Source organism: Streptomyces sp. NBC_00876 (assembly GCF_045207435.1).
Lineage (GTDB): Bacteria > Actinomycetota > Actinomycetes > Streptomycetales > Streptomycetaceae > Streptomyces.
The window spans coordinates 8,154,598-8,177,942 of record NZ_CP108800.1 but is presented as its reverse complement, the minus strand read 5'-3'; the positions used below and the strand labels follow the sequence as shown (position 1 = coordinate 8,177,942).

At 70.9% G+C, this 23,345-nt stretch carries 19 protein-coding genes; 11 read left to right on the top strand and 8 right to left on the bottom strand.

All coding sequences use genetic code 11. The features are described 5' to 3' along the window. Nucleotides 1–145: 145 nt before the first annotated feature. Nucleotides 146–361, bottom strand: coding sequence for a hypothetical protein (locus tag OG782_RS35635; protein WP_406458248.1), 216 nt, complete (start codon nucleotides 359–361; stop codon nucleotides 146–148). 113 nt (nucleotides 362–474) lie between these two features. Here OG782_RS35635 and OG782_RS35630 point away from each other — a divergent pair, with 113 nt between their 5' ends. The 9 genes from OG782_RS35630 (at nucleotide 475) to OG782_RS35590 (ending at nucleotide 12,577) form a co-directional block, all read left to right on the top strand. Further along, nucleotides 475–1,677: an MFS transporter gene (locus OG782_RS35630; RefSeq protein ID WP_406459445.1), complete on the top strand. Its 1,203-nt coding sequence runs from the start codon at nucleotides 475–477 to the stop codon at nucleotides 1,675–1,677. Nucleotides 1,678–1,994: 317 nt separating this feature from the next. Continuing rightward, nucleotides 1,995–3,479: an aldehyde dehydrogenase family protein gene (locus OG782_RS35625; RefSeq protein WP_406458246.1), complete on the top strand. Its 1,485-nt coding sequence runs from the start codon at nucleotides 1,995–1,997 to the stop codon at nucleotides 3,477–3,479. Nucleotides 3,480–3,494: 15 nt separating this feature from the next. Further along, nucleotides 3,495–5,030: a GMC family oxidoreductase gene (locus OG782_RS35620; RefSeq protein WP_406458244.1), complete on the top strand. Its 1,536-nt coding sequence runs from the start codon at nucleotides 3,495–3,497 to the stop codon at nucleotides 5,028–5,030. Then, a complete protein-coding gene (locus OG782_RS35615) occupies nucleotides 5,030–6,079 on the top strand; it encodes a glycine betaine/L-proline ABC transporter ATP-binding protein (protein ID WP_406458242.1) in 1,050 nt (349 codons plus the stop codon). Before OG782_RS35620 ends, OG782_RS35615 begins: the two co-directional genes overlap by 1 nt. 124 nt (nucleotides 6,080–6,203) lie before the next feature. Next, entirely contained in the window at nucleotides 6,204–8,162 is a 1,959-nt protein-coding gene (locus OG782_RS35610) for an ABC transporter permease (protein ID WP_406458240.1), read from the top strand. A gap of 1 nt (nucleotide 8,163) precedes the next feature. After that, complete coding sequence (locus OG782_RS35605; RefSeq protein ID WP_406458238.1) at nucleotides 8,164–9,129, top strand: ABC transporter substrate-binding protein; 966 nt, start codon at nucleotides 8,164–8,166, stop codon at nucleotides 9,127–9,129. A gap of 186 nt (nucleotides 9,130–9,315) precedes the next feature. Continuing rightward, nucleotides 9,316–10,788, top strand: coding sequence for an APC family permease (locus OG782_RS35600; protein WP_406458236.1), 1,473 nt, complete (start codon nucleotides 9,316–9,318; stop codon nucleotides 10,786–10,788). Beyond that, nucleotides 10,785–11,222, top strand: coding sequence for a hypothetical protein (locus OG782_RS35595; RefSeq protein ID WP_406458234.1), 438 nt, complete (start codon nucleotides 10,785–10,787; stop codon nucleotides 11,220–11,222). Before OG782_RS35600 ends, OG782_RS35595 begins: the two co-directional genes overlap by 4 nt. Next, a complete protein-coding gene (locus OG782_RS35590; RefSeq protein ID WP_406458232.1) occupies nucleotides 11,222–12,577 on the top strand; it encodes a dipeptidase in 1,356 nt (451 codons plus the stop codon). Before OG782_RS35595 ends, OG782_RS35590 begins: the two co-directional genes overlap by 1 nt. 122 nt (nucleotides 12,578–12,699) lie before the next feature. On the opposite strand, the gene OG782_RS35585 is transcribed toward OG782_RS35590, so the two are convergent. Together OG782_RS35585 and OG782_RS35580 are read right to left on the bottom strand one after the other, a co-directional pair. Further along, on the bottom strand, nucleotides 12,700–14,571 hold the full coding sequence (locus OG782_RS35585) for a SpoIIE family protein phosphatase (protein ID WP_406458230.1): 1,872 nt from the start codon (nucleotides 14,569–14,571) through the stop codon (nucleotides 12,700–12,702). Nucleotides 14,572–14,759: 188 nt separating this feature from the next. Next, entirely contained in the window at nucleotides 14,760–14,921 is a 162-nt protein-coding gene (locus OG782_RS35580) for a hypothetical protein (RefSeq protein ID WP_326733509.1), read from the bottom strand. A 383-nt stretch (nucleotides 14,922–15,304) separates the two neighbouring features. On the opposite strand from OG782_RS35580, the gene OG782_RS35575 reads away from it, so the two are divergent. Continuing rightward, entirely contained in the window at nucleotides 15,305–17,227 is a 1,923-nt protein-coding gene (locus tag OG782_RS35575) for an ABC transporter ATP-binding protein (RefSeq protein WP_406458228.1), read from the top strand. A gap of 87 nt (nucleotides 17,228–17,314) precedes the next feature. On the opposite strand, the gene OG782_RS35570 is transcribed toward OG782_RS35575, so the two are convergent. Both OG782_RS35570 and OG782_RS35565 read right to left on the bottom strand, forming a co-directional pair. Further along, the gene (locus OG782_RS35570) at nucleotides 17,315–18,160 is read right to left on the bottom strand and encodes a PepSY domain-containing protein (RefSeq protein ID WP_406458226.1); all 846 of its coding nucleotides are present in this window, start codon (nucleotides 18,158–18,160) and stop codon (nucleotides 17,315–17,317) included. 79 nt (nucleotides 18,161–18,239) lie between these two features. Then, a complete protein-coding gene (locus OG782_RS35565; protein ID WP_406458224.1) occupies nucleotides 18,240–19,637 on the bottom strand; it encodes an APC family permease in 1,398 nt (465 codons plus the stop codon). Nucleotides 19,638–20,009: 372 nt separating this feature from the next. Here OG782_RS35565 and OG782_RS35560 point away from each other — a divergent pair, with 372 nt between their 5' ends. Continuing rightward, on the top strand, nucleotides 20,010–20,321 hold the full coding sequence (locus OG782_RS35560; protein ID WP_406458222.1) for a hypothetical protein: 312 nt from the start codon (nucleotides 20,010–20,012) through the stop codon (nucleotides 20,319–20,321). Between the two features lie 63 nt (nucleotides 20,322–20,384). Here the strand turns inward: OG782_RS35560 and OG782_RS35555 are convergent, their stop codons facing one another. From OG782_RS35555 to OG782_RS35545, 3 genes are all read right to left on the bottom strand, one after another. Then, entirely contained in the window at nucleotides 20,385–21,974 is a 1,590-nt protein-coding gene (locus OG782_RS35555; RefSeq protein WP_406458220.1) for a hypothetical protein, read from the bottom strand. A gap of 152 nt (nucleotides 21,975–22,126) precedes the next feature. Beyond that, complete coding sequence (locus OG782_RS35550) at nucleotides 22,127–22,852, bottom strand: hypothetical protein (protein WP_406458218.1); 726 nt, start codon at nucleotides 22,850–22,852, stop codon at nucleotides 22,127–22,129. A 270-nt stretch (nucleotides 22,853–23,122) separates the two neighbouring features. Then, nucleotides 23,123–23,317 (bottom strand): hypothetical protein, encoded by a 195-nt coding sequence (locus tag OG782_RS35545; RefSeq protein WP_350998335.1) that lies wholly within the window; start codon nucleotides 23,315–23,317, stop codon nucleotides 23,123–23,125. Between the last annotated feature and the right edge of the window lie 28 nt (nucleotides 23,318–23,345).

Below are 23,345 nucleotides of genomic sequence, written 5' to 3'. Positions count from 1 at the left end.
TCGCTTTCGGGGTGCGGTGGGCAGGGCCGGTGCGGTCCGTGCGCGTTCCCGGGCCCGTCCCGGCTGCCGACGTCCATTGTCGGCCGCCGGCCCGGCCGCCGCGCACGCGCCCACATGGCGGTACGTCACTTCGCCGGCCGGTGCGCTACTCCGCGAGCCATCCCGTCGCCGGGTCCACCTGGCTCAGGAATCCGCGCGCGGCCTCCTCGAGGGCGGCGCGGTCCAGCGACAGGGCGCCATGGACCGCCGTCGTGAATCCGTACCCCTCGTTGGGACCGGAGTCCCACTCGAAGTCGTACACCCCGGGGCTGCCGGGCCGTCGGGTCACGGTGAATCTCTCGCCCTCGACGATCAACACCACGTCCGGCTCTCCTGTTCTCGCGCCGCTGTCCCGCCGCACCCAACCACAATCCCTCGCGCACCGCGCCGCACGCCGCGTCCCGCGGCCGGGTCCTGCATAGAGTGATGTGCGTGATCGTTCGTGAGAATCCAGCGCACCCGGGCCGGAAGCGGGCGGGGTACGCGGCCGCGGCAGTCGTGTTCGCCATCGGCATGTCCGGTACGACACTGCCCACCCCTCTGTACGGGCTCTACCAGGAGGAGATCGGCTTCTCCGAGTTGATGGTGACGGTGGTTTTCGCCGTGTACGCCGTCGCGGTCATCACCGTCCTGCTGGTCGCGGGCAACTACTCCGACAAGGTGGGCCGCAGACCTGTGCTGCTGTGCGCCATGGCGCTGTCCGCCGCGAGTGCGGGCTGCTTCCTGCTGCAGAGCGGGCTGCCTCTGCTCTTCGCCGGACGGGTGCTGTCCGGCTGCGCGGCCGGGCTGCTCAGCGGCGCGGCGACAGCGGCCGTGATCGAGCTGGCGGGGCCCGGCCAGAAGGCGCGGGCCGGATTCGCCGCCACTGCCGCCAACATGGGCGGACTCGGCTGCGGGCCGCTGCTCTCCGGTCTGCTGGCGCAGTACGCGCCGTGGCCGCTGATGCTGCCGTTCTGGGTCAACCTGGCGCTGGTCACCGTTGCCGCCGGGATCGCGTGGCGGCTGCCGGAGACGGTGGCGGACACGAAGCGGTGGCCGCCGCTGGAACCGCAGGGTGTCAGGGTGCCCCAGGAAGTGAAGGCCGTCTTCGTGCCGGCCGCGCTGGCGGCCTTCGCCGGCTTCGCGCTGCTCGGGCTGTTCACCGCGGTCGCGCCGAGCTTCGCCGCGCAGACGCTCGACGTGCACAATCTGGCGCTGACGGGTCTGGTGGTCTTCTCCGTGTTCTGCGCCTCGACGATCGGGCAGTCTCTGGCACCACGGATCGGTGCACGCCGCGCGCTCCCCCTCGGGTGCGCCGTCCTCGTCGCCGGACTGCTGCTCGTGGCGTCGTCGTTGCTGGCCGCGTCCCTGGCGCTGCTGATTCTGGGGGCCCTCTGCGGCGGCATCGGGCAGGGGCTCGCCTTCCGCGCCGCCCTCACCCTGGTCAGCGAGGCGACCCCTGCCAGGCACCGCGGGGGCACCATCTCCGCCTTCTTCGTCGTCGCGTACACCGGGATCTCCGTACCGGTGGTCGGCGTGGGCGCCCTGGCCACCTGGCTGGGGCTGCGCGACGCAGGCCTGGTCTTCACGGGCTGCGTGATGCTGCTGGCGGCTGGGGGCGGAGCGTACGCCATGCTCAGAATGCCCGCCGACGTGTGACGGGTCCCGGAACCGGGGCCATTTCGACCAGGAGTGCCTCTTGCCGGCCGCTCACGCATTGGCCCGAACGGGATGGTCGCAGGTGCCGCCGCTCTGGGCACCGCACCGCTGAGGGGTTCCGGGACCGGGGGTCCCCGGGGCCGCTCGCCCGGCATGATCCGGACGAGCGGCCCCGGCGGCCGAGGACGCATTCCGCGTGAGCCGGGTCACTTCCCGGCAGCCGCCGCGCATGGCTTCCCCCTTCCGGGGCAGACGGCCAGACCGCCGGGAACCACCCGGCGTCAGGGCCCGGGGCCACCGGAAGGGCAGCACACGACGTGTCGGCACAACACACCATCCATATAGCGGGAGAGTGGCGAGCGGCCGCCTCCGGCGCCACTCGCGAGATCCTCGACCCCGTCGACGCGACCGCCTTCGCCGTCGTGTCGGAGGGGGACGTCGTGGACGCGGACGCCGCGGTAGCCGCCGCCCGGGCCGCCTTCGACGCGGGGCCGTGGCCGCGCACCCCCGTCGCCGAACGCGCCGCGCTGCTCAGGCGGGTGGCCGGTCTCCTGGAGCGCGACCGGGAGCTGATCGGAGCGCTGGAGTGCCGTGACGCGGGCAAGACCCTCGAGGAGGGCCGGGCCGATGTGGACTGCGTGCGCGACACCTTCCGCTACTTCGCCGACCTCGTCATGAACGAGAGCGGCGGACGGGTCGTCGATGCCGGGTCGGACGAGATCCACAGCGTCGTGGTCCATGAGCCGGTGGGAGTCTGCGGCCTCATCACCCCGTGGAACTACCCCCTTCTCCAGGCAAGCTGGAAGATCGCCCCGGCCCTCGCGGCGGGCAACACCTTTGTGATCAAGCCCAGCGAGATCACCCCGCTCACGACCGCCGCCCTGATCTCCCTGCTTGTCGAGGCCGGTCTGCCGGACGGAGCGGCGAACCTCGTCACGGGCGCCGGCGCCACCGTCGGTGCCCGGCTCGCGGACCACCCCGACGTCGACCTGATCTCCTTCACGGGCGGACTCACCAGCGGTACGAAGGTGATGCGGGCCGCGGCGGACACGGTCAAGAAGGTCGCGCTGGAGCTCGGCGGCAAGAATCCCAACGTGGTGTTCGCGGACGCGTGCGCCACGGAGGAGGGCTTCGACACCGCGGTCGACCAGGCCCTCAACGCCGCCTTCATCCACAGCGGTCAGGTCTGCTCCGCCGGATCGCGGCTGATCGTCGAGGAGTCCGTGCGCGAGCGGTTCGTCGCCGAACTCGCCCGGCGCGCCGAACGGATCCGCATCGGCCGCGGCACGGACGCCGGGGTCGAGTGCGGTCCGCTCGTCTCCGCGCAACAGCTCGCCAGGACCGAGGAGTTCGTGGCCGGTGCGGTCAAGGAGGGGGCGGTGCTGCGGGCGGGCGGCGAACGCCCGACGGGGCCCGGCTACTTCTACCGGCCGACGGTCCTGGACCACTGCGACCGTTCCATGCGTGTCGTACGCGAGGAGGTGTTCGGCCCGGTGCTGACCGTCGAGACCTTCCGTACGGAGGACGAGGCGGTGGCCCTCGCCAACGACACCGAGTACGGCCTGGCCGGTGGTGTGTGGACCTCGGACGCCGGCCGGGGACGGCGGGTCGCGGGACGGTTGCGGCACGGCACGGTCTGGATCAACGACTTCCACCCCTATCTGCCGCAGGCCGAGTGGGGCGGCTTCGGAAAGTCGGGCATCGGCCGGGAGCTCGGCCCGACGGGTCTGGCCGAGTACCGCGAGACCAAGCACATCTACCAGAACCTCGCCCCGCGCCCCGTGCGCTGGTTCGCGGGCTGAGCGGGAGCAGAGGCGATGGAGAACATGACCCACTACGACTATGTCATCGTCGGCGGCGGCACCGCCGGTTCGGTGATCGCGTCCCGGCTCACCGAGAACCCCGCCATCACGGTCGCCCTCATCGAGGGCGGACCGAGCGACGTGGGGCGCGACGACGTGCTGACCCTGCGCCGCTGGATGGGCCTGCTCGGCGGCGAACTGGACTACGACTACCCCACCACCGAGCAGCCCCGCGGCAATTCGTACATCCGTCACAGCAGGGCCAGGGTGCTCGGCGGGTGCTCGTCCCACAACACGCTGATCGCCTTCAAGCCGCTGCCGTGCGACTGGGACGAGTGGGCCGCGGCAGGAGCGGCGGGCTGGGACGCCGCGTCGATGGACCCGTACTTCTCCCGGCTGCGCAACAACATCGTTCCCGTCGGTGAGGCCGACCGCAACGCCATCGCGAGCGACTTCGTGGACGCGGCACGCACGACGCTCGGAGTGCCGCGTGTCGAGGGCTTCAACAAGGCGGCGTTCCAGGACGGTGTGGGGTTCTTCGACCTTGCCTACCATCCCGAGGACAACAGGCGTTCCTCGGCCTCGGTCGCGTATCTGCATCCCTTCCTCGACCGGCCCAACCTCCATATCGCCCTGGAGACCTGGGCGTTCCGGCTCGAGTTCGACGGCAGCCGGGCCACCGGTGTGCGGGTGCGGACGGCAGCCGGCGAGGAGCGGCTGGTGCGTGCCCGGCGCGAAGTGGTGGTGTGCGCGGGAGCGGTGGACACCCCCCGTCTGCTGATGCACTCCGGTGTCGGTCACCGTGCCGAGCTGGAGAAGCTCGGCATTCCGGTGGTGCACGACCTGCCCGGAGTGGGTGAGAACCTGCTCGACCACCCCGAGTCGGTCATCGTCTGGGAGACGCACGGGCCGATCCCGGAGAACTCCGCGATGGACAGCGACGCCGGGCTCTTCGTCCGCCGGGATCCGCGCAGTCCGGGCCCCGACCTGATGTTCCACTTCTACCAGATCCCGTTCACGGACAATCCGGAGCGCCTCGGCTACGAGCGCCCGGCGCACGGGGTGTCGATGACACCGAACATCCCCAAGCCGAGGAGCCGGGGCCGGCTGTATCTGACGAGCCCCGACCCCGAGGTCAAACCCGCCCTGGACTTCCGCTACTTCACCGACGCGGACGACTACGACGGACGCACACTCGTCGACGGGATCAGGATCGCCCGGGAGATCGCCGCCCAGGAGCCGCTGGCCGGGTGGCTGAAGCGCGAGGTCTGCCCGGGTCCCGAGGTCACCTCGGACGAGGATCTGAGCGAGTACGCGCGCAAGGTCGCGCACACCGTCTACCACCCGGCCGGAACCTGCCGCATGGGCGCTCCCGATGACGCGCTCGCCGTGGTCGCGCCCGATCTGCGGGTCCGGGGTCTCGACGCAATCCGCATAGCCGACGCGTCGGTGTTCCCGACCATGACGACGGTCAATCCGATGATCGGTGTCCTGATGGTCGGGGAGAAGTGCGCGGAGCTGCTCGGCGCCGCCCATGGGGGTCAGTCCTGATGAACACTCCACCGCACGTCTATTCCGTACGCAACCTCTGGAAGGTGTTCGGTCCGAAGGCCGCCCTCGTCGCCGGCGATGCCGGGCTCGGTGCGCTCGACGCGGCCGAACTGCGCGCACGCACCGGTTGTACCGCCGCTGTGCGGGACGTCTCGTTCGATGTCCGCAAGGGCGAGGTGTTCGTCGTGATGGGACTCTCCGGTTCGGGCAAGTCGACGCTGGTGCGCTGCCTCACGCGGCTGATCGAGCCGACGTCCGGTGAGGTCGTCATGGACGGCGAGGACGTCCTGTCGATGAACGCCGGACGGCTGCGCGAACTGCGCCGTCACCGCGCCGCCATGGTCTTCCAGCACTTCGGTCTGCTGCCGCACCGTTCGGTACTGGACAACGTCGCGTACGGGCTGGAGATCCAGGGCATGGGCCGGGCCGAGCGCCGGAAGCGGGCTGCCGGGTTCATCGGCAAGGTCGGCCTCGACGGTCTCGAGGACCGCCGCCCCGGACAGCTCTCCGGCGGCCAGCAGCAGCGGGTCGGGCTGGCGCGGGCACTCGCCGTGGATCCCGAAGTCCTGTTGTTCGACGAGCCGTTCAGCGCCCTGGACCCGCTGATCCGCCGGGACATGCAGGAGGAGGTCGTGCGTCTGCACCGCGAGGAGGGCCGCACGATGGTCTTCATCACCCATGACCTGAACGAGGCGCTGAAGCTCGGCGACCGTATCGCACTCATGCGGGACGGCGGGATCGTGCAGCTGGGCACCCCGGAGGAGATCGTGGGCAGCCCGGCCGACGACTACGTCCGGGACTTCGTGCGGGACGTTCCGCGTGCGCAGGTGGTGACCGTACGGGCGGCCATGCGTCCCGCCGCCGGTTCGGAGGGTGTCAACGGTCCGGCGCTGGCGCCGGATGCCACCGTCTCCGAGGCCATCGAGGCCGTCGTGCGTACGGGCGAGACGGCGCGCGTGGTGGACGGCGGCCGTTGCCTGGGTGTGGTGGACCATGCCTGTCTGCTCGGCGTCGTGGCCGGGATTCCGGCTGTCGGGGAGGCCGCGTGATACGCGTGAGCGACGCATCGGCGCCGCCGGGGCGTGCACCGCTCCCGCCGGCGCGCGGGGCCGCCGCGGCGCTGCCGCGTGAGGAGCCCGCGGGCAGGTCTGTCATGGGCGGGGAGTGGTGGCGATGACCGCAACCGTCACCCCCGCGCCGGCGCCCCGGCTCGCTGCCGCCGGACTCCGTGCTTCCCTCGCACGGCATCGCACCGGTTTCCTGCTGGCCGGCGCGGCCGTGCTGCTGGTGCTGGGCACCGTTCTCGTCGGCGGTGGCGCGTGGCCCGGGGACCTCACCGTCGACCTGACGGGGCCGCTCGGCGACGTCAGCGACTGGATCATCGACAACCGCGACACGCACCCGCTGTTCCTCTACTTCTTCGGGCACATCAGCAACGGGATCGTGCTCTCGGTCCGTGGTGTCTACCTGGTCCTGCTCGCCGCCGGATGGGCCGGTGTCACGGCGGCCGCCGGGCTGATCGCGTGGCGGGTCGCGGGCGTCAGACTCGCGCTGACCGCCGTCGCCGCCTTCCTGGTCTGCGCGCTGCTCGGTATGTGGGTGCCCACAATGCAGACCCTCGCGCTGATGACTGTCGCGGTCCTGGTCTCCGTGGCGTTCGGCGCGCTTCTGGGCCTGGCCGCCGGGCTGTCGGACCGCGTCTTGCGCATGCTGCGGCCGGTACTCGACACCATGCAGGTCATGCCGGCCTACTCCTATCTGCTGCCGGTGGTACTCGTCTTCGGCATGGGTGTGCCCGCCGCCGTCCTGGCCACCGTCGTCTACGCGGCGCCGCCGATGGCCCGGCTGACGGCTCTCGGGCTGCGCGACGCCGACGCGGGTGTCATGGAGGCCGCGGCCTCGCTCGGCGCCACCGGCCGGCAGCGGCTCCTGACAGCGCGCCTTCCGCTGGCGCGCAAGGAGCTGCTGCTCGGCCTCAACCAGACGATCATGATGGCCCTGTCGATGGCCGTCATCGCCTCGGTGATCGGCGCCGGTGGTCTCGGTGACCGTGTGTACCAGGCGCTCGCCTCCGTCGATGTGGGCGCCGCGCTCGCGGCCGGGGTCCCGATCGTGCTGCTCGCCGTGGTGCTCGACCGGGTCACCTGCGCCGCCGGGGAACGCATCGGCTCCGCGACGCCGGCCGGGCCGGCACGGCTGGGCCCGGCCGTCGCGGTGGCCGGCACCGTGGTCGCCGCCGTCGCGGCCCGCCTCCTGTCCGCAACGGCCTGGCCCACCGGGTGGACGGTCGGCATCGCCGAGCCCGTGAACAGGGCCGTCGGCTGGATGACAGGCCACCTGTACTCCGGTGTACCGGTCATCGGCGGCACCGCGGACTGGGCCGCGCACTTCACCACCTGGGTCCTGGACCCCGTGCGTGACGGTCTGCAGTGGCTTCCCTGGTGGGCGGTGCTCCTGCTCATCGCCGTGCTCGCCATGCTGATCGGCACCTGGCTCACCGCCGTGACCGCCGTCCTCGCGATGGCCGCCATCGGTGTACTCGGTGTCTGGGACCCGGCGCTCGACACGCTCTCCCAGGTACTGGCGGGCGTCGCCGTGACGCTGGTGGCCGGCTTCGCCACCGGTATCGCCGCCTCCCGCAGCGAACGGGTGGAACGGGTGCTGCGTCCCGTACTCGACGTGTTCCAGACGATGCCGCAGTTCGTCTACCTCATCCCCGTCGTCGCCCTGTTCGGCGTCGGCCGCGCGCCGGCGGTGGCCGCCGCCGTCATCTACGCGCTGCCCGCCGTGGTCCGCATCACCACGCGGGGGATGAACGGCGTCGACCCCGTCACCATGGAGTCCTCGCGTTCCCTGGGCGCGACCGGCATCCAGCAACTCCTCAAGGTCCAGCTGCCGCTGGCCCGCCCGGCGCTGCTCCTCGCGGTCAACCAGGGCGTCGTCCTGGTGCTCGCCGTCGTGGTCATCGGCGGTCTCGTCGGCGGTGGCGCGCTCGGCTACTCCGCGGTGTTCGGCCTCGCCCAGGGCGACCTCGCGACCGGGCTCGTCGCCGGCGCCGCGATCGTTCTCCTCGGCCTGATGCTCGACCGCGTCACGCAGCCCACCGGGCGCCGCTCCGGAAAGGGGGCCTGACATGGCTCGTACGCGCATACCCCTCGTCGCGCTCGCATCCGTCACCGCGCTGGTGGCCGTGACCGGCTGCGGCGCGGCCGACATGACACAGCAGGCCTCGCCGTTCGCCGACGCACAGGGCGCGAGGACGGTGACGCTGTCCGTGCAGTCGTGGGTCGGTGCCCAGGCCAATGTCGCCGTGGCCCAGTACCTCCTCGAACACGAGCTGGGCTACCGCGTCGACACCGTCCAGATCGACGAGGTTCCCGCCTGGGACGCCCTCAGCCAGGGCCGGGTGGACGCCATCCTGGAGGACTGGGGGCATCCGGACCAGGAGGCCCGGTACGTCACGGACAAGAAGACGATCATCTCCGGCGGGGAGCTCGGGGTCACCGGCCACATCGGCTGGTTCGTCCCGGCGTACTTCGCGAAGGCGCACCCCGACGTCACGGACTGGCGCAACCTCAACAAGTACGCCGGCAGCTTCCGCACCGCGGAGAGCGGCGGCAAGGGCCAGCTGCTGGACGGCTCCCCGTCCTACGTCACCAACGACAAGGCGCTCGTACAGAATCTGGGCCTGGACTACCAGGTCGTGTTCTCCGGCTCCGAGGCGGCGCAGATCACCCAGATCAAGCAGTTCGCCAAGGGAAGGAAGCCGTTCCTCACCTACTGGTACAACCCGCAGTGGCTGTTCGAGAAGGTGCCTATGACGGAGGTGAAGCTGCCGGCGTACAAGGACGGCTGTGACGCCGACGCGAAGAAGGTGAAGTGCGCCTATCCGCGGACACCGCTGAAGAAGTACCTCAACGCGCGCTTCGCCGGCAGCGGCGGCAAGGCGGCCCGGTTCCTCAAGAAGTTCTCCTGGGGCACGCAGGACCAGAACGAGGTCGCCCTGATGATCGCCGACCGGAAGATGTCGCCCGAGGACGCGGCGAAGAAGTGGGTGGACGCGAACGAGCGGAAGTGGCGGGCCTGGATTCCCCGGTGACGCAGCCGCTACAGGGACCGGCCGTCGTTCGTGAGGCCGGCGGCCGGTCCCGGGGCGTACCTCACGGCCGCCGCCGGCAGCGGGGCTGCCACCCGTTCGGGTGACTCCGCGCGCGAACCCGGGCCACTCGCCGGAGGCTGACGATCTAGACGTCCCGCACCTGTGGCGTTGCGACCGGAGGTATGCATGAGCGCGATGGACATGCCGGCTGATCTGCCGAAGGAATCGGCGCGCCCCGTGGCCCGGGCCCGGCCGGCCGCGCCGAGGCTCAGCTGGCTGACACTGGCCCTGATGACCACGGCGTCGGTGGCGAGCCTGCGGGCGGCGCCCACCATGGCCGTCTACGGACTTGCCTGCGTCTTCCTCTACCTCATCCCCGCGATCGTGTTCCTGCTGCCGACCGCCCTGGTCTCGGCCGAGCTGGCGTCCGGCTGGCCCGGCGGTGTGTACCGCTGGGTGAGCGAGGGACTGTCCAAGCCGCTCGGCTTCCTGGCGGTGTGGTGCCAGTTCGCGATGACGATCTTCTACTATCCGAGCCTGCTGGCGTTCGTGGCCTCGACCATCGCGTACGTCATCGATCCGGCCCTGGCCTCCAACGGCCTCTACACCGCGATCGTGATCATGGTTCTCTACTGGACCGGTGTCTGGGTCTCCTCGCGGGGCACCAAGGCGCTGGCCGGTCTTTCCTCGTGGGGTCTCGTCATCGGGACCCTGATTCCCGGCACCGTGCTGGTCGTGCTGGGCATGGTCTTCCTCGGGCAGGGCAACTCCTCGGCCGCGCCGATGACCTCGTCGCACCTTCTCCCCCAGTGGGCCGGGCTCGCCAGCCTCGTCCTGATCGTCAACAACTTCCTGTCGTACTCCGGCATGGAGATGAACGCCGTCCACGTCTCCTCGCTGAAGAACCCGGCGAAGGAGTACCCGAAGTCGATGTTCCTCGCGATGGGTCTGGTGCTGCTGATCTTCATCCTGCCCGCGCTCGCGATCAGCTGGGTGGTCCCGGCGAACCAACTGAGCCTGACGGCCGGCGTGATGCAGGCCTTCGACGCGTTCTTCGCCCACTTCCACGTCGGCTGGATGACCCCGATCGCCGCGGTGATGCTGGTGTCCGCCTCCCTGGCCGGCATGCTGACCTGGCTGGCCGGCCCGTCCAAGGGCCTGCTGGAGATCTCCCGCGCCGAGGGCTATCTGCCGCCGTACCTCCAGCGGCTCAACAAGAACGGGATCCAGCAGAACATCCTGGTCACCCAGGGTGTGGTGACGACGGTCATCGCCCTGATGTACGCGCTGATCCCCAACGTCTCCAACGTCTACTGGATCTTCTCCACCATCACCACGCAGGTCTATCTGATCGTGTACCTGCTGATGTTCGTGGCGGCCATGCGGCTCCGCAAGACCCAGCCTGACCACCCGCGCGGCTACCGGGTCCCGGCGCTGAACGTACTGTGCGTGGTCGGCCTGCTGGCCTCCGTCGCGGCCCTCGCCATCGGCTTCGTACCGCCCTCGCAGTTCGGCGGCGGCAGCGTCGGTGTCTACGTCGCGATCATCGGCGGCGGGCTCCTCATCCTCGGCCTGCTGATCCCGTGGCTGTTCCTGAGACTGCGCAAGCCCGGCTGGCGTACGGAAGCCGCCGCGGCCGGTGAGGAGGCACTGTCATGAGCAGAACCCGATTCGCCTCGGAGCACCGCTGGGTGTACGTCGGAGCGATCGTGATCCTGGTGGCGCTCGCCGTCGTCGGTGTCATCCGCTACCAGGCCGTCAAGACCGACAACCAGGCGACGAAGAAGGCCGAACAGCTCGCTGACGCGGCGGAGGCCGCCGGGTATCCCCGCCCGGACGTAGGCACCCTCAAGCAGGCACTGGGCAACGACGGCGGCCAGGTCTGCGCCGATCCCGGCTCCTCACTGAACTCCGCGCTGTGGAAGATCAACCTGGCCAACGGTGCGACGGGCCCCGGCATGCGACCCGTGATCTCGGACACCGAGACCGTCCGGGCCGAGGCCAAGATCGTGGAGATCTACTGCCCGGAAAAGCTGGACACGATCCAGGACAAGATCGACGACCTCAAGACCGACGACACTGTGAGGCGCTGATGACCACCGACGAACTCGCCGGCCGCATCGCCGGGCTGATGCCCCGCGCGCAGGCCGATCTGACCGAACTGGTGGCCATCCCCTCGGTCGCCGATCCGCGGCAGTACCCGCCGCAGGAGTGCCGACGGGCCGCACAGTGGGTCGCCGACGCCTTCACCGAGGCCGGGCTGCACGACGTGCACCTCGTCGAGACCCCCGACGGCAGCAACGCGGTCATCGGGCACCGCCCGCCCCCGCCCGGCGCCCCCACCGTGCTGCTCTACTGCCACTACGACGTCCAGCCGCCGCTGGACGACGACGCGTGGACCACGCCGCCGTTCACCCTGACCGAACGGGACGGTCGTTGGTACGGGCGCGGCACGGCCGACTGCAAGGGCAACATCGTCATGCACCTCACCGCGCTGCGGGCGCTCGGTGACGACATCCCCGTCGGCCTCAAGTTCGTGGCCGAGGGTTCGGAGGAGCAGGGCACCGGCGGCCTGGAGGAGTACGTGGCCGCGCACCGCGAACTGTTCACCGCCGACGCCCTGCTGGTCTGCGACACCGGGAACGCGGCTGTGGGCGTCGGCACCGCGACCACCTCGCTGCGCGGGCTCGTGAACGTCGTGGTGAGCGTCGACACCCTGGCGGGCGAGGTCCACTCCGGCATGTTCGGAGGCCCCGCTCCCGACGCCCTGGCCGCCCTGATCCAGTTGCTCTCCACCCTGCGCGATCCCGAGACGGGCGCGACCCGGGTGGACGGCCTGGACGCCTCGGGCAGCTGGGAGGGCGCGGGCTACGACGAGGAGCAGTTCCGTGCCGATGCGGGCGTCCTCGACGGCGTGCCCCTCACCGGCACGGGCACCGTCGCCGACCGGCTGTGGGCCCGCCCGGCCGTCACCGTGCTCGGCGTCGACTGCCCGCCGGTGGTCGGTTCGGCGGCCGCGGTGCCGGCGACGGCCCGGGCGCGGGTCAGTCTGCGGATCCCGCCCGGCACGGACGCGGCGGCCGCCCGGACCGCCCTGACCGACCACCTGACGAAGGGTGCGCCGTGGGGGGTGCGGGTGAAGGTCGAGCCGGAGTCCAGCGGCTCGCCGTTCCGCGCGGCCACGGACGGTGCCGCGTACGGGGCTCTGGGCGAGGCGATGCGGGCGGTGTACGGCAAGCCCATGACGTTCCTGGGCCAGGGCGGTTCCATCCCGCTCTGCAACGTCCTCGCGGACGCGTATCCGGCGGCCGAGATCATCCTGATGGGGGTCGAGGAGCCCAAGTGCCTCATCCACGCCCCCAACGAGAGCGTCGACCCCACCGAGATCCAGCACATGGCGCATGTGGAGGCCCTGTTCCTCCATGAGTACGCGCGCGCGTTCCGCTGAGCCGGGTGTCCGGGCGCGGAAACGACCGGCTCCCCTCGCGGGATTCCGCGCGGGGAGCCGGTCGTTTCCCGGCCGCTGACGGGAGTCGTGGCTGCGCGGTGTGAGGGAACGTATCTTCGAGGTCAGCCCGCAGCGGTGTCCCCGGCGTCCGCCGGAGGCGCTTCGGTCAGCGCGAACCAGGCCGTCTTGCCCTCGGGTTCGGGGCGCACGCCCCACTGGTCGGCCAGGATGTCGAGGAGCAGAAGCCCCCGTCCCGACGAGGCGAGTTCCCCCGGGGTGCGCTGGTGGGGCAGTTCGTCGCCGCGGTCCATGACCTCGACGAGCAGCCGGCGCCGGCCGGTCTCCCCGGTGACGTACGCGTTGAGGGCGCCGTCCTGGTCGGTGTGGACGAGTACGTTGCCGAGCAGTTCCGTCGCCAGGAGCACGGCGGTGTCCACCTGGTCCGGCCGCGCCCAGTCGTAGAGCAGCGCCTTCAGTTCGGCCCGGGCCTCGGACAGCCCCTCGCCGTGGTCCTGGCCCACCGTCAGCATCAGCCGCCGCCGGCTGACCTCTTCCTGCGGCTGTCCGGAGTCGCGGCGCAGGAGCAGGAGGGCGATGTCGTCGCCGTCGCGTGCGGCGGCGCCCGCCTGGAGTTCGGGGCTGAGCACGGCCGCCATGAGCCGGTCGGCCATGCCCTCCAGGTCCTCGACGGGTCCGGGCGAGAACGCGTCGCGCACCCGGACCCAGCCGGTGTACATGTCGTGGCCGCCGTTCTCGATCAGCCCGTCCGTGCAGAGCATCAGGATCTCGTCGTCGTGCAGGCGCACGATGTCGACGGGATAGTCCTCCTCGCCGGGCATCAGTCCCAGCGGCAGGCCGCCGCTGACGTGCTTGATCAGACAGGTGCCGTCCGGTGTGCGCAGGACGGGGTGCGGATGTCCGGCCCGCGCGATGTGCAGGTCGCCGGTGGATGGATCGGCCTCGATGTAGAGGCAGGTGGCGAAGCGGTCCTCGTCGAGGGTGGTCAGGAAGCGCGAGGCCCGTGCCAGTACGGCGTCCGGGCCGTGTCCCTCGGCGGCGTAGGCGTGCACGGCTGTCCGCAGCTGGGCCATCAGCCCCGCCGCGTGCACATCGTGTCCCTGTACGTCTCCGATGACCAGGGCCAGCCGCCCGTTCGGCAGGTCGATGCTGTCGTGCCAGTCCCCGCCGACCATGAGCCCTCCCCCGGTCGGCACATAGCGCGTCGCCACGCTCAGTCCGGTCAGGGCCGGACCCGCGGTGCGCATGCTGTGGCGCAGACCCCGGGAGAGCTCCAGCTCCGTCCTGCCGGCCCGGGCGCGTTCGAGGACCTGGGCGATCATCCTGCCGGTCGCGGTCAGCAGAGCACGCTCGGCGGGCGTGAAGGCCACCGGAGCACGGAAGGCGGCCAGCCAGACACCGGTGACCCGCCCGGCCGTCACGAGCGGCAGGAAGGCCCATGCCTCGCGGCCCTTACGCTCGGACACGTGCCAGGTCGCCGGGAAGCGCCGACGGTACTCCTCGGCGGAGGCGAGGTAGACGGCCCGCCCCGTTCTCGCCGCCTCTGCGGCCGGATAGCCGGTCGTCATCGGCATCCGGAACCCCCGGTCGGCTCCCCCGGGCCGGAATCCGTACTGCCCCAGAACATTCAGGGTGCCCTCGCCGGTGCCGAACACACACTGGCCGTCGACCGGGAAGCCGGCGGCGTACAGAGCGGCCACCAGCTTCAGCGCGTCGTCCAGGGAGTCGGCCTCCGCGACGGCGTGCCCGGCGGAGAGCAGCAGGGAGTCACGGCGCCTGGCCTCCTCCGTCCCACCGGCCGGGCTCCCGCCGGCCGGTGCCTGCCCGGCCGGGGAGCCGGGGCGGGGCCTCTCCATCCGGTTCAGGGCTTCGATCTGGTCCAGTTCGGCCTCGAACGCGTCCGGCGGCGGCTCATGCCGTTCACCACCCATCCGGCATCCCTTCGTCCCGATGTCGTCGCCGACTGTTCGTTCCATGCTCCGACGGGAGAGCCCGGACCGCAGTGCGAGACGTCGTGACGGAGGCGGGGCGCACAGAGGTGTGCCCCGCTTCGACGCGGAAGATCAGGGGGCGGGCGGGGCGTTCTGCCAGCGCAGGCGAGGAAGGCTGTGTGCCGCCGCCGTGTCACCCGAGGTGAAGCCGCCCAGGCGGTCCCGGCCCGCCGCTACCGGTACGCCGCCGCCCTGCGTACATCGCTGAAGTCGATGGCCCGGTCGGCCTCGCGCAGGGTCTCCTCAGCCACCCGGCGTACCTCGGCCGGCACATCCCCGTGTTCCTCCACGAGACCGGCATAGATCGGTGCGTCGGTGCTGTCTGTGAAACTCACGTCGAAGTGCCTCAATCGGTTGTGTCTGCCATCGTTCGGCCGGAAACAGGGGCCGATTCTACGTGGTGCGCGAGCGCCGCCGCCGACCGCACCGAGGAGTGGGCGCGCACCACGTCCGGCCTGCGCTTCTCCCCGGTTTTCGATCTTGGCACGTCGTCGTGGCGTCCGTGCGGGAATGACCGTGCGAGGGCGGATCCGGTGCTTCCGGGCGTCCCCGGCGTTCCAGCCGGCCGGGCCGCCCGGCGAGGCATGAGATCCTGCGCCGGACGCCGGGAGGCCCGTTGACCTCAAGTCCGCTTGAGCTCATAGCGTTCTCTCTGCGCCCCGGTCCGTGTCCGGTCACCGGGAGCCGCGTCGGCTTTTTCGCACCCCGGAGGCACCGCATGAGTATGGAAGTCACCGCTTGGTCATCGCTGCACAGTGCGATGAACGCCCAGCAGGACCGCAGACCCTTCTCCCGGGCCACCGTGCGCCGGATCGCCGCCTTCGCCCGGCCGCGCCGGCGTGAGCTCCTGCGCTTCCTGCTGCTGAGCATTGTCATGGCTCTGCTGGCGGTGGCCACGCCGGTGCTGGCCGGCCATGTGGTGGACGCGATCGTGCAGGGCAAGGAGAGCGGCACCGTGACCCGGCTGGCGCTGCTGATCGCCGTGATCGCCGTGGCCGAGGCGGGGCTCGGTCTGCTGACCCGCTGGCTCTCGGCCACGCTCGGCGAGGGCCTCATCCTGGACCTGCGGACGGCCGTCTTCGACCATGTCCAGCGGATGCCGGTGGCCTTCTTCACCCGGACCCGTACCGGTGCGCTGGTGAGCCGGCTGAACAACGACGTCATCGGGGCGCAGCGCGCATTCAGCAACACCCTGTCCGGCGTGGTCTCCAACCTGGTGACCCTGGTGCTGACGCTGACCGTGATGCTGACCATTTCCTGGCAGATCACGCTGCTCGCGCTCGTCCTGCTGCCGGTGTTCGTCGTGCCGGCCCGCCGGATGGGTTCCCGCATGGCGCAGATGCAGCGCGAGGCGGCCACGCACAACGCCGCCATGGGCACCCAGATGACCGAGCGCTTCTCCGCTCCGGGCGCCACGCTCGTCAAGCTCTTCGGCCGTCCCGCCGACGAGTCCGCCGAGTTCGCCGCCCGCGCCCGCCGGGTCCGTGACATCGGCATCCGTACGGCCATGGCGCAGTCCACGTTCATCACGGCGCTCACCCTGGTCTCCGCACTGGCGCTGGCGCTCGTCTACGGACTCGGCGGCTACTACGCGCTGCGCGGCAGCCTGGAGGCGGGTGCGGTGGTGTCCCTCGCCCTGCTGCTCACCCGGCTCTACGCCCCGCTGACGTCGCTGGCCGGTGCCCGGGTCGAGGTGATGAGCGCCCTGGTGAGCTTCGAGCGGGTCTTCGAGATCCTCGATCTGAAGCCGCTGATCGCCGAGAAGCCGGATGCCCGCAAGGTGCCGGAGGGTCCGGTGTCCGTGGAGTTCGACGGTGTCTCCTTCGGCTATCCGTCCGCCGACAAGGTCTCCCTCGCGTCACTCGAAGAGGTGGCGACGCTCGACTCCCGCGGTGGTACGCAGGTGCTGCACGAGGTCTCCTTCCGTGCCGAGCCCGGCCGGATGGTCGCTCTGGTGGGATCCTCCGGCGCCGGCAAGTCGACGATCGCGCAGCTGCTGCCCCGGCTGTACGACGCCGATTCCGGTGCCGTACGGCTGAACGGCGTCGATGTGCGCGATCTGACGGCCGAGTCGATCCGCGAGACGCTCGGCATGGTCACCCAGGACGGGCACCTGTTCCACGAATCGGTCCGCGCCAATCTGACGCTGGCCAGGCCCGGGGCCACGGAGGACGACATCTGGGACGCGCTGCGGCGCTCCCGCCTGGACGGGCTGGTGGCCTCGCTGCCCGACGGGCTCGACACCGTGGTGGGCGAACGCGGCTACCGGCTCTCCGGCGGGGAGCGCCAGCGGCTGACCATCGCCCGGCTGCTGCTGGCCGGCCAGCGGGTGGTCATCCTCGACGAGGCGACCGCGCACCTCGACTCCACGTCCGAGGCTGCCGTACAGGAGGCCCTGGCGGAAGCGCTGGAGGGGCGCACCGCCGTGGTGATCGCCCACCGGCTGTCGACCGTGCGGGCGGCCGATCTGATCCTCGTCGTCGAGGACGGCCGGGTGGTCGAGCGCGGGACGCACACCGAGCTGCTGGCCACGGGCGGCCGGTACGAGGAGCTGTACCGGACCCAGTTCGAGTCGTCGGATCCGGAGGCGGAGCCGGAGACCGGGCCTGAGGCGGTGGAGGCGCACTCGGAGTCAGTCTGAGTCGGGCCGCACGCCGCGCAGTGAAGTGCCCCCGGTCCGTGCGAACCGGGGGCAGTCTTCCGTGCGGCGTGCCGGAACGTATCCGGGTCAGTGGGTGTCGGTTTCCTCGCTGGTGATGGAGCCGGTGGCCGCGTCGATGCCGAACGTGGTCTCGTTCCAGCTCTTGTCCACGACCTCGACGGACCAGGTGAGGACGTTCTTGTCGTTGTCGTCCAGGTCGACGGACGTGACGGTGCCCTTCTTCTTGTCCGTCGCGGTCGTCGCCGCCTGCTGCGGGGTCTGCTTGGCCTGGGCGATCCAGTCGGCCGTGCGGGTCTTCTCCGCGGAGTCCTGACCCTGATCCTCGACGGACTGGATCACCTTGCCGGAGACGGCGTCGATGCGCACTGTGTGCTCGGTCCCGTCCTTCGCGGCGACGGCCGCGACCCACTCCGGGCCGGTGGCGGCGGGCGAGGCGCTCGCGCCGCTGGGCGAGGCGCTTGTCCCCGACGGAGAGGGGCTCGCACTCGCACTCGCGCTGGCGCTGGCGCTGGCACTCGGGGACGCGCTCTCATCGGTGTCGTCGTCCGACTCCCCGGGGCCCCGCAGATCGAGTTCGATCAGCTTGCTGCCCGCGACGGCACCCTCGGCCGTGGTGATGGCCTTGTCGAAGGTGATCTTGGTGGAGTCGAGGAGCTTCTTGCGTTCCTGCTGGTCCTTGGACAGCGTGGCGGACGGCGACGCGCTCTTGCTCGCGCTGTTCGAGGGCGTGGCCGTCCGCTCCGGTACGGCGCGCGCGGCTTCCGAGGTGGCCGTGCCGGCCGACGTGTCAGCGCTGTCCTGGCCGCAGCCCGTGAGCAGGGCCGCGGCCAGGAGGACGCCAGCGGCGCCGGCCGCGCGGAGGCGGTGGGTGCGGAGGAGGCCGGTGTTCTTCGGTGGGAAATCACATGTCATGCCGGCATGCCTAACCGCCCGGACGGCCCGGCATGACGCAGGACCGCCCGGAGTCACCCGATCAACCGCGATCCGGTCCTCAGGCCTGCTCGTCCTCGGGGATGCTGACCAGCCACCGGGTCGCGCGCCGGGGGCGCAGATAGAGGGCCCAGTAGAGCGTGGCGACCGCGGTGATCCCACCGGTCCACAGCAGGTACTCGGCCTCCTGCTGGGTCAGGATGTACGCGAGGACGGCGATGAGCAGCACCGGGACCGCCGGCCACAGCGGCATGCGCCACGCCGGTGCGCCGCGGTGCGCGCCGCGGCGGCAGAGCAGGGCGGCGACGGCCACCAGCAGGTACATGGCGGTGACGGAGACGCCCGTGACGCCGTACAGGGTGTCGAGGTTGACGAAGCAGAGGGCCGCTCCCGGAATCCCGACGACGAGCGTCGCCACCCACGGCGAACCGAACCGGCCGAGCCGGGACAGGGCCTTGTTGACCGGGGCGGGCCATGCCTTGTCGCGGGCGGAGGCGAACAGCACCCGGGAGTTCTGGATGACCATGACGATGCCCGCGTTGATGATGGCGAGGGCGACGCAGAGGCTGACGAAGGTGCCCACGGCCGAGTTGGACCACGCCTCGACCATGCCGCTGAGGTCGCCGGAGGTCAGGGCCGCGAGGTCGGGGGCGCCCACCGTGATGGCGATGACGGGGACGAGGATGACCGCCGTCGAGATGGCGAGCGTGGCGAGGACGGTGCGGGCCACGTTGCGCCGCGGGTTCTCCAGCTCCTCCGAGAGGTAGACGGCCGTGGAGAAGCCCTGGGTGATGAAGAGGGCGATGGCGAGTCCGGAGACGACCATCATGGCGGTGACGGTCGAGCTCGTACCGCCCGGTGAGGCCACCGATCCGTGCACCAGCGCGGAGGCGCCGCGCTCCGAGTGGGCGAACCCGAGGATGGCGACGACACCTGCGGCGATCACTTCCAGCACCAGGAAGATCCCGGTGATCCACGCGTTGGCGCGCAGGTCGAGGAGGCCCGCGAGGGTGGCCAGCAGCATGACCCCCGCACCGGCGAGGGAGGCGGGGATGTGCACCAGGGGGGCCAGGTAGTCGGCGGTCCCCATGGCGATGACCGGGGGCACGATCATCACGACGAGCAGGGAGAGCACGAACACGAGCCAGCCGGCGAGCCGGCCCGCCATCGTCGACACCATGGCGTACTCACCGCCGGCGCTGGGGATGAGGGTGCCCAGCTCCGAGTAGCAGAAGGCGACCGCGACACAGAGCAGCGAGCCGATGGCGATGGTCAGGGCGGTGAAGGTACCGAGGCTGGAGAACAGGTCGGGCACGACCACGAAGAGGGTGGAGGCCGGTGTCACGCACGAGAGCGTGAGCAGGGTCCCTCCGACGACACCGATGGAACGCTTGAGCTTCTGCGGGGTGGGGCCGGTCGCGGGGGCGAGCGCCTGGGGAGCGCTGAGCGTGTCGGTCATCGAGTCGGGTTCCGATCAACAGGTGCGGTGTCAGAGCGCGGGAGCGGTATCGCCTCCGGACGAGGTGTGGTGGATGGTTCCGGTGCTCCCAGCGCGTCATGCAATACCGACGCGTTCCGCAGGTCAATAGCAGTTTTCCTTCGGAATTCGTTGCTCAGAAGCCAAGGATCAACGGTTTGTCGTTAAGAACGCATCAGGGCAACGGGATCGGCCGCGACGGGAACCGCAGGGCCGGCGCTCGAAAAGTTTCCTTCAAATCCACCGGTCGCTCCCTGTCGGGAGGCACGGCTGCGGCCTGCCTGCCTGCCGCATGGTCGCGGGAATTGCCTCCGGCGGGTCGCGATACGGCGGCTTTGGTGCGAGCCTTGATGCATGACCTGGGCGTCCTGGACGACTCGCGGAGTGTATTCGGGGCACGGCGGCGTGCTCACCGAAGAAGTCGGACCGCTGTCCGGCGACCTGACCGTGCACACCACATGGGCGGAGGGCACGGCGCAGATCACGGTGCAGTACACCGACGCGGCCGACTGGTTCACGATGTCGGGCAGCCCCGTGCCGTGCCAGTCGGAAGAGGCCAGCCGCACGCTGCACGAAGCCGTGGTGGAGGCCGTACGGCAGGGCTCGGCGGCGACGGTCCCGGCCCTGCCGCCCGACCGGGAGGCGGGGGAAGCCGCCGCGGAGTAGACCCGCATGGCAAGGGTGCGCGAGCCGTGACCGGCCCGCGCACCGCGCGCTCGGCGCCATGGGTCATTCGGTGTCACGTACCGCCACGAGGCCGTTGAACACGCCCACGTACGCCGTGCCGTCGGGACCGATGGTGACCGGCGCCCAGTTGTTGTCGTACGAGGGACCCGTGCCGGTGAGTTTCGTCCATCGGCGCTCGCCGGTGCGGTAGTCGACCGCGGTGAGATACCAGGCGTCGATGCCGAGACTGCTGGGCTGCTTCTCGTAGAAGTAGAGCAGGCCGTTGGCGGTGGAGAGCTTGGGCACGGTGGAGGGTGAGCGGACGGCGCTCTCCCAGACCGTGTCGCAGCCGCTGCCGTCGGGGCGTACGTCGATCCGGGCGACTCCGCCGACGACGCTGCGCCCCAGCAGGAGCGAGGTGACGTTCTCGTAACCGTAGTTGTTCTCGACGACGAGGCTGTTGCCCCAGCTGATCATGGAGTTGTCGGTGGTGGAGGCGCCGGAGCCGAAGACCGGGACCTTGCAGACGAGCCGTTGGCCGTCGGGAACGCCCTGGGCGCGGCGGAAGACGAGGACGTTCATCCGGTCGTCGGCGTTGTCGGTGATGGCGACGTAGTCGTCCCCGTCACCGAACAGGTCGGGGGTGGTGCCCGAACCCTGGTTAACCGAACCGGGTTTGGTACCGGTCCCCCGGTCGTACGTCTGCCGCCACTGGATCCGCGGAGTGCCGTCGGCCGGGGCCGCGAAGCTGTAGAGGGCGTGGTCGGTGACGATCGAGACACCGTCCTCCGCCACGGAGAACGAGTTCTGGATCTCCTCGCCGGTGAGCTGTACGGACCGGATGGCGGAGGTCTGCGGGTCCACCGTCCCGACCCGGCCGAGCCGGGTCACCCACCAGATGCGGCCCTGCCAGTCGGGCATGACGGAGGTGACGGGGTCGCAGGTGCCACTGGGGTACAGGTTCGTCCAGCTGACGCAGTCGTGCGGCACCTGAGCGGTGAGGTCCCAGTCGTCGACGACCACGAAGCGCCAGCTGCCGTCCGCCGCCTGTTCGTGCGCGATCCGCTGAATGTGCTGGCGGGAGTCGGCGAGGACCACCCGGTCCTGGTTGTCGAGGTAGAAGTAGGCGCCGCCCGAGGTGTCCTTGAAGATCTTCGAGAAGTCGAGCCGGGTGATGGCCTCGACGGTCGAGGAGCGCTGCGGCAGCGCGTACTCGGCGAGCGTGCCGAGGGTGCGCGGGTCCAGGAGCTTGAGCAGGAATCCGGTGAACGTACCGCACACCGTGATCAGCCGGCCCGCCGCGTCGAAGGTGGCGGTGGCGCACTCGCCGCCCAGTGGCGCGATCTGTTCGCTGCGGACCTCGGGGTCGCGCCCGAGCGGTCCGGAGTACGGGTGCGTACCGCTGCCCGCCGCGTCGCCGTGCATGCCGCTGCGGCCGTTCGGGGCGAGGAAGGGGTGCTGCGGCGGAGCCTGCCCGGGGACGGGCGCTGCCGTGGCGGGCGCCCCCGTGTAGTCGCTGACCAGCCGGTGCCCGGGGGCCCGGGGGATCTCGGCCGCGACGGCCGGCGAGCCGGACACCGTGAGCACGGTGGCACAGAGGGCCAGCGCCAGGGCCAGTCTGCGGAAGGGGCCACTTCTGGGCAGCGGGGACATCGGACTCCTCGGTCGGGGGCGGGGGGTCGCGCCGCCGCCCGACGCTAGAGCGAGGTCCTTGAGGTGTCCATGGACATGCACCGCGTTTCATGGACACTTCACGGTGGTGCAATGTTGCCGTGCGGCGCGATGCCCGGCGGCGGCACGGTGTGTCAACTCCGCCCGCGGGTACGGCGGTCGAGCATCTCGCGCCTGATCGCGGCGGCCGTGGTCCTGGCCCGGTCGGAGGCGGCCCTGCGGTCGGCCTGGGCCGGGACGAAGCGGTGCAGCGGATTCGCACAGCGCGGGCAGGGGGTGTCGTCGGTGACCAGCCGGCCGTCCTCGCAGCGCGATTCCGCACAGAGCCCGGGGCGGAGCAATTGCTCGGCGATCTCCAGGGGCTTTCGGCGGCGCCCGTCCTCGTCCTTCTCCTGAAGCGTGTGGGACCAGCGTGCGTGCCACCTGCGCTCGACGCGGTCCCGGAGCTGATCGGGGGTGCGACGGCGCAGCTCCCGCCGGATCAGTTCGACGAGTTCATTGGGGAAACGGGCGCCGAACTCCCGTATGAGCGGCGCCGGGAGCGCGTGGAAGAGATAGCCGATCGGGTCGGCCCCCGCGCGCTGCCAACGCGGGCACTGGCAGTCGCCGTCGGCCAGGAACGGGGTGCCGCAACGGCCGCACAGACCGCGGCAGTCGCCGCAGAGTCCGTGGTCGAGCCCGTCCAGATGCGGGGCGGGCGCCCGGCCGCACTCGCGGCAGCAGGAGGCGCAGAGGCCGCAGAGGCGTTCGTCGCCGACGGCCTTCGTCCAGGGCCGCTGCTGGCACCGGCAGCAGCGGCCGCTGTGGCAGTGCTCGTGGTGCACGGCGCCCGGTTCACGTCCGCGGGAAGGCAAGGGCATGGCTGGCTGTGGTCTCCGGGTCCCGGCCCGGTGTGACGCCCGACGGCTGGTGTCACGCCGGACGAGGTCGCGTCCGCGCCGCCCCGCGCCCCTTGGGACCTTTTCATACCCCTTTGCCCCTGGTCCCCGAATGACCAGATCATGTGACCGGCTGACCGTAATGATCATGTTCTGGTGTCGCACGGGACCGTCCGTGCACGTTTCCGCCCGGCTTCGGACCCTCACGGTGGATCCGCGCCATGAGGCGGATCCACCGGTCCGGCGCAGCGGTCAGGGCCTGATGCTGCTGACGACGTCGGCGGTGGCCGTGAGGCCCTCCTGGATCGTGGGCGCCATGCTCGTGCCCGCGAGGAAGAACCCCAGGAGGGCGCAGACCAGTGCATGGGAAACCTTCAGTCCGCCGTTGCGGAGGAAGATCACCGCAAGGATCAGCAGGAGCAGCACCAGTGAGATCGAAATGGCCATGGCCAACCTCCTCCGCCGCGCCGAATTG

Bases quoted from the DNA above. Each gene is read 5' to 3' on its own strand.
- OG782_RS35545 (WP_350998335.1), bottom strand. From the start codon at position 23,317: ATGGCCATTTCGATCTCACTGGTGCTGCTCCTGCTGATCCTTGCGGTG.
- OG782_RS35610 (WP_406458240.1), top strand. From the start codon at position 6,204: ATGACCGCAACCGTCACCCCCGCGCCGGCGCCCCGGCTCGCTGCCGCC.
- OG782_RS35585 (WP_406458230.1), bottom strand. From the start codon at position 14,571: ATGGAACGAACAGTCGGCGACGACATCGGGACGAAGGGATGCCGGATG.
- OG782_RS35575 (WP_406458228.1), top strand. From the start codon at position 15,305: ATGAGTATGGAAGTCACCGCTTGGTCATCGCTGCACAGTGCGATGAAC.
- OG782_RS35605 (WP_406458238.1), top strand. From the start codon at position 8,164: ATGGCTCGTACGCGCATACCCCTCGTCGCGCTCGCATCCGTCACCGCG.
- OG782_RS35570 (WP_406458226.1), bottom strand. From the start codon at position 18,160: ATGACATGTGATTTCCCACCGAAGAACACCGGCCTCCTCCGCACCCAC.
- OG782_RS35550 (WP_406458218.1), bottom strand. From the start codon at position 22,852: ATGCCCTTGCCTTCCCGCGGACGTGAACCGGGCGCCGTGCACCACGAG.
- OG782_RS35560 (WP_406458222.1), top strand. From the start codon at position 20,010: ATGACCTGGGCGTCCTGGACGACTCGCGGAGTGTATTCGGGGCACGGC.
- OG782_RS35600 (WP_406458236.1), top strand. From the start codon at position 9,316: ATGAGCGCGATGGACATGCCGGCTGATCTGCCGAAGGAATCGGCGCGC.
- OG782_RS35620 (WP_406458244.1), top strand. From the start codon at position 3,495: ATGGAGAACATGACCCACTACGACTATGTCATCGTCGGCGGCGGCACC.
- OG782_RS35590 (WP_406458232.1), top strand. From the start codon at position 11,222: ATGACCACCGACGAACTCGCCGGCCGCATCGCCGGGCTGATGCCCCGC.
- OG782_RS35615 (WP_406458242.1), top strand. From the start codon at position 5,030: ATGAACACTCCACCGCACGTCTATTCCGTACGCAACCTCTGGAAGGTG.
- OG782_RS35595 (WP_406458234.1), top strand. From the start codon at position 10,785: ATGAGCAGAACCCGATTCGCCTCGGAGCACCGCTGGGTGTACGTCGGA.
- OG782_RS35565 (WP_406458224.1), bottom strand. From the start codon at position 19,637: ATGACCGACACGCTCAGCGCTCCCCAGGCGCTCGCCCCCGCGACCGGC.
- OG782_RS35555 (WP_406458220.1), bottom strand. From the start codon at position 21,974: ATGTCCCCGCTGCCCAGAAGTGGCCCCTTCCGCAGACTGGCCCTGGCG.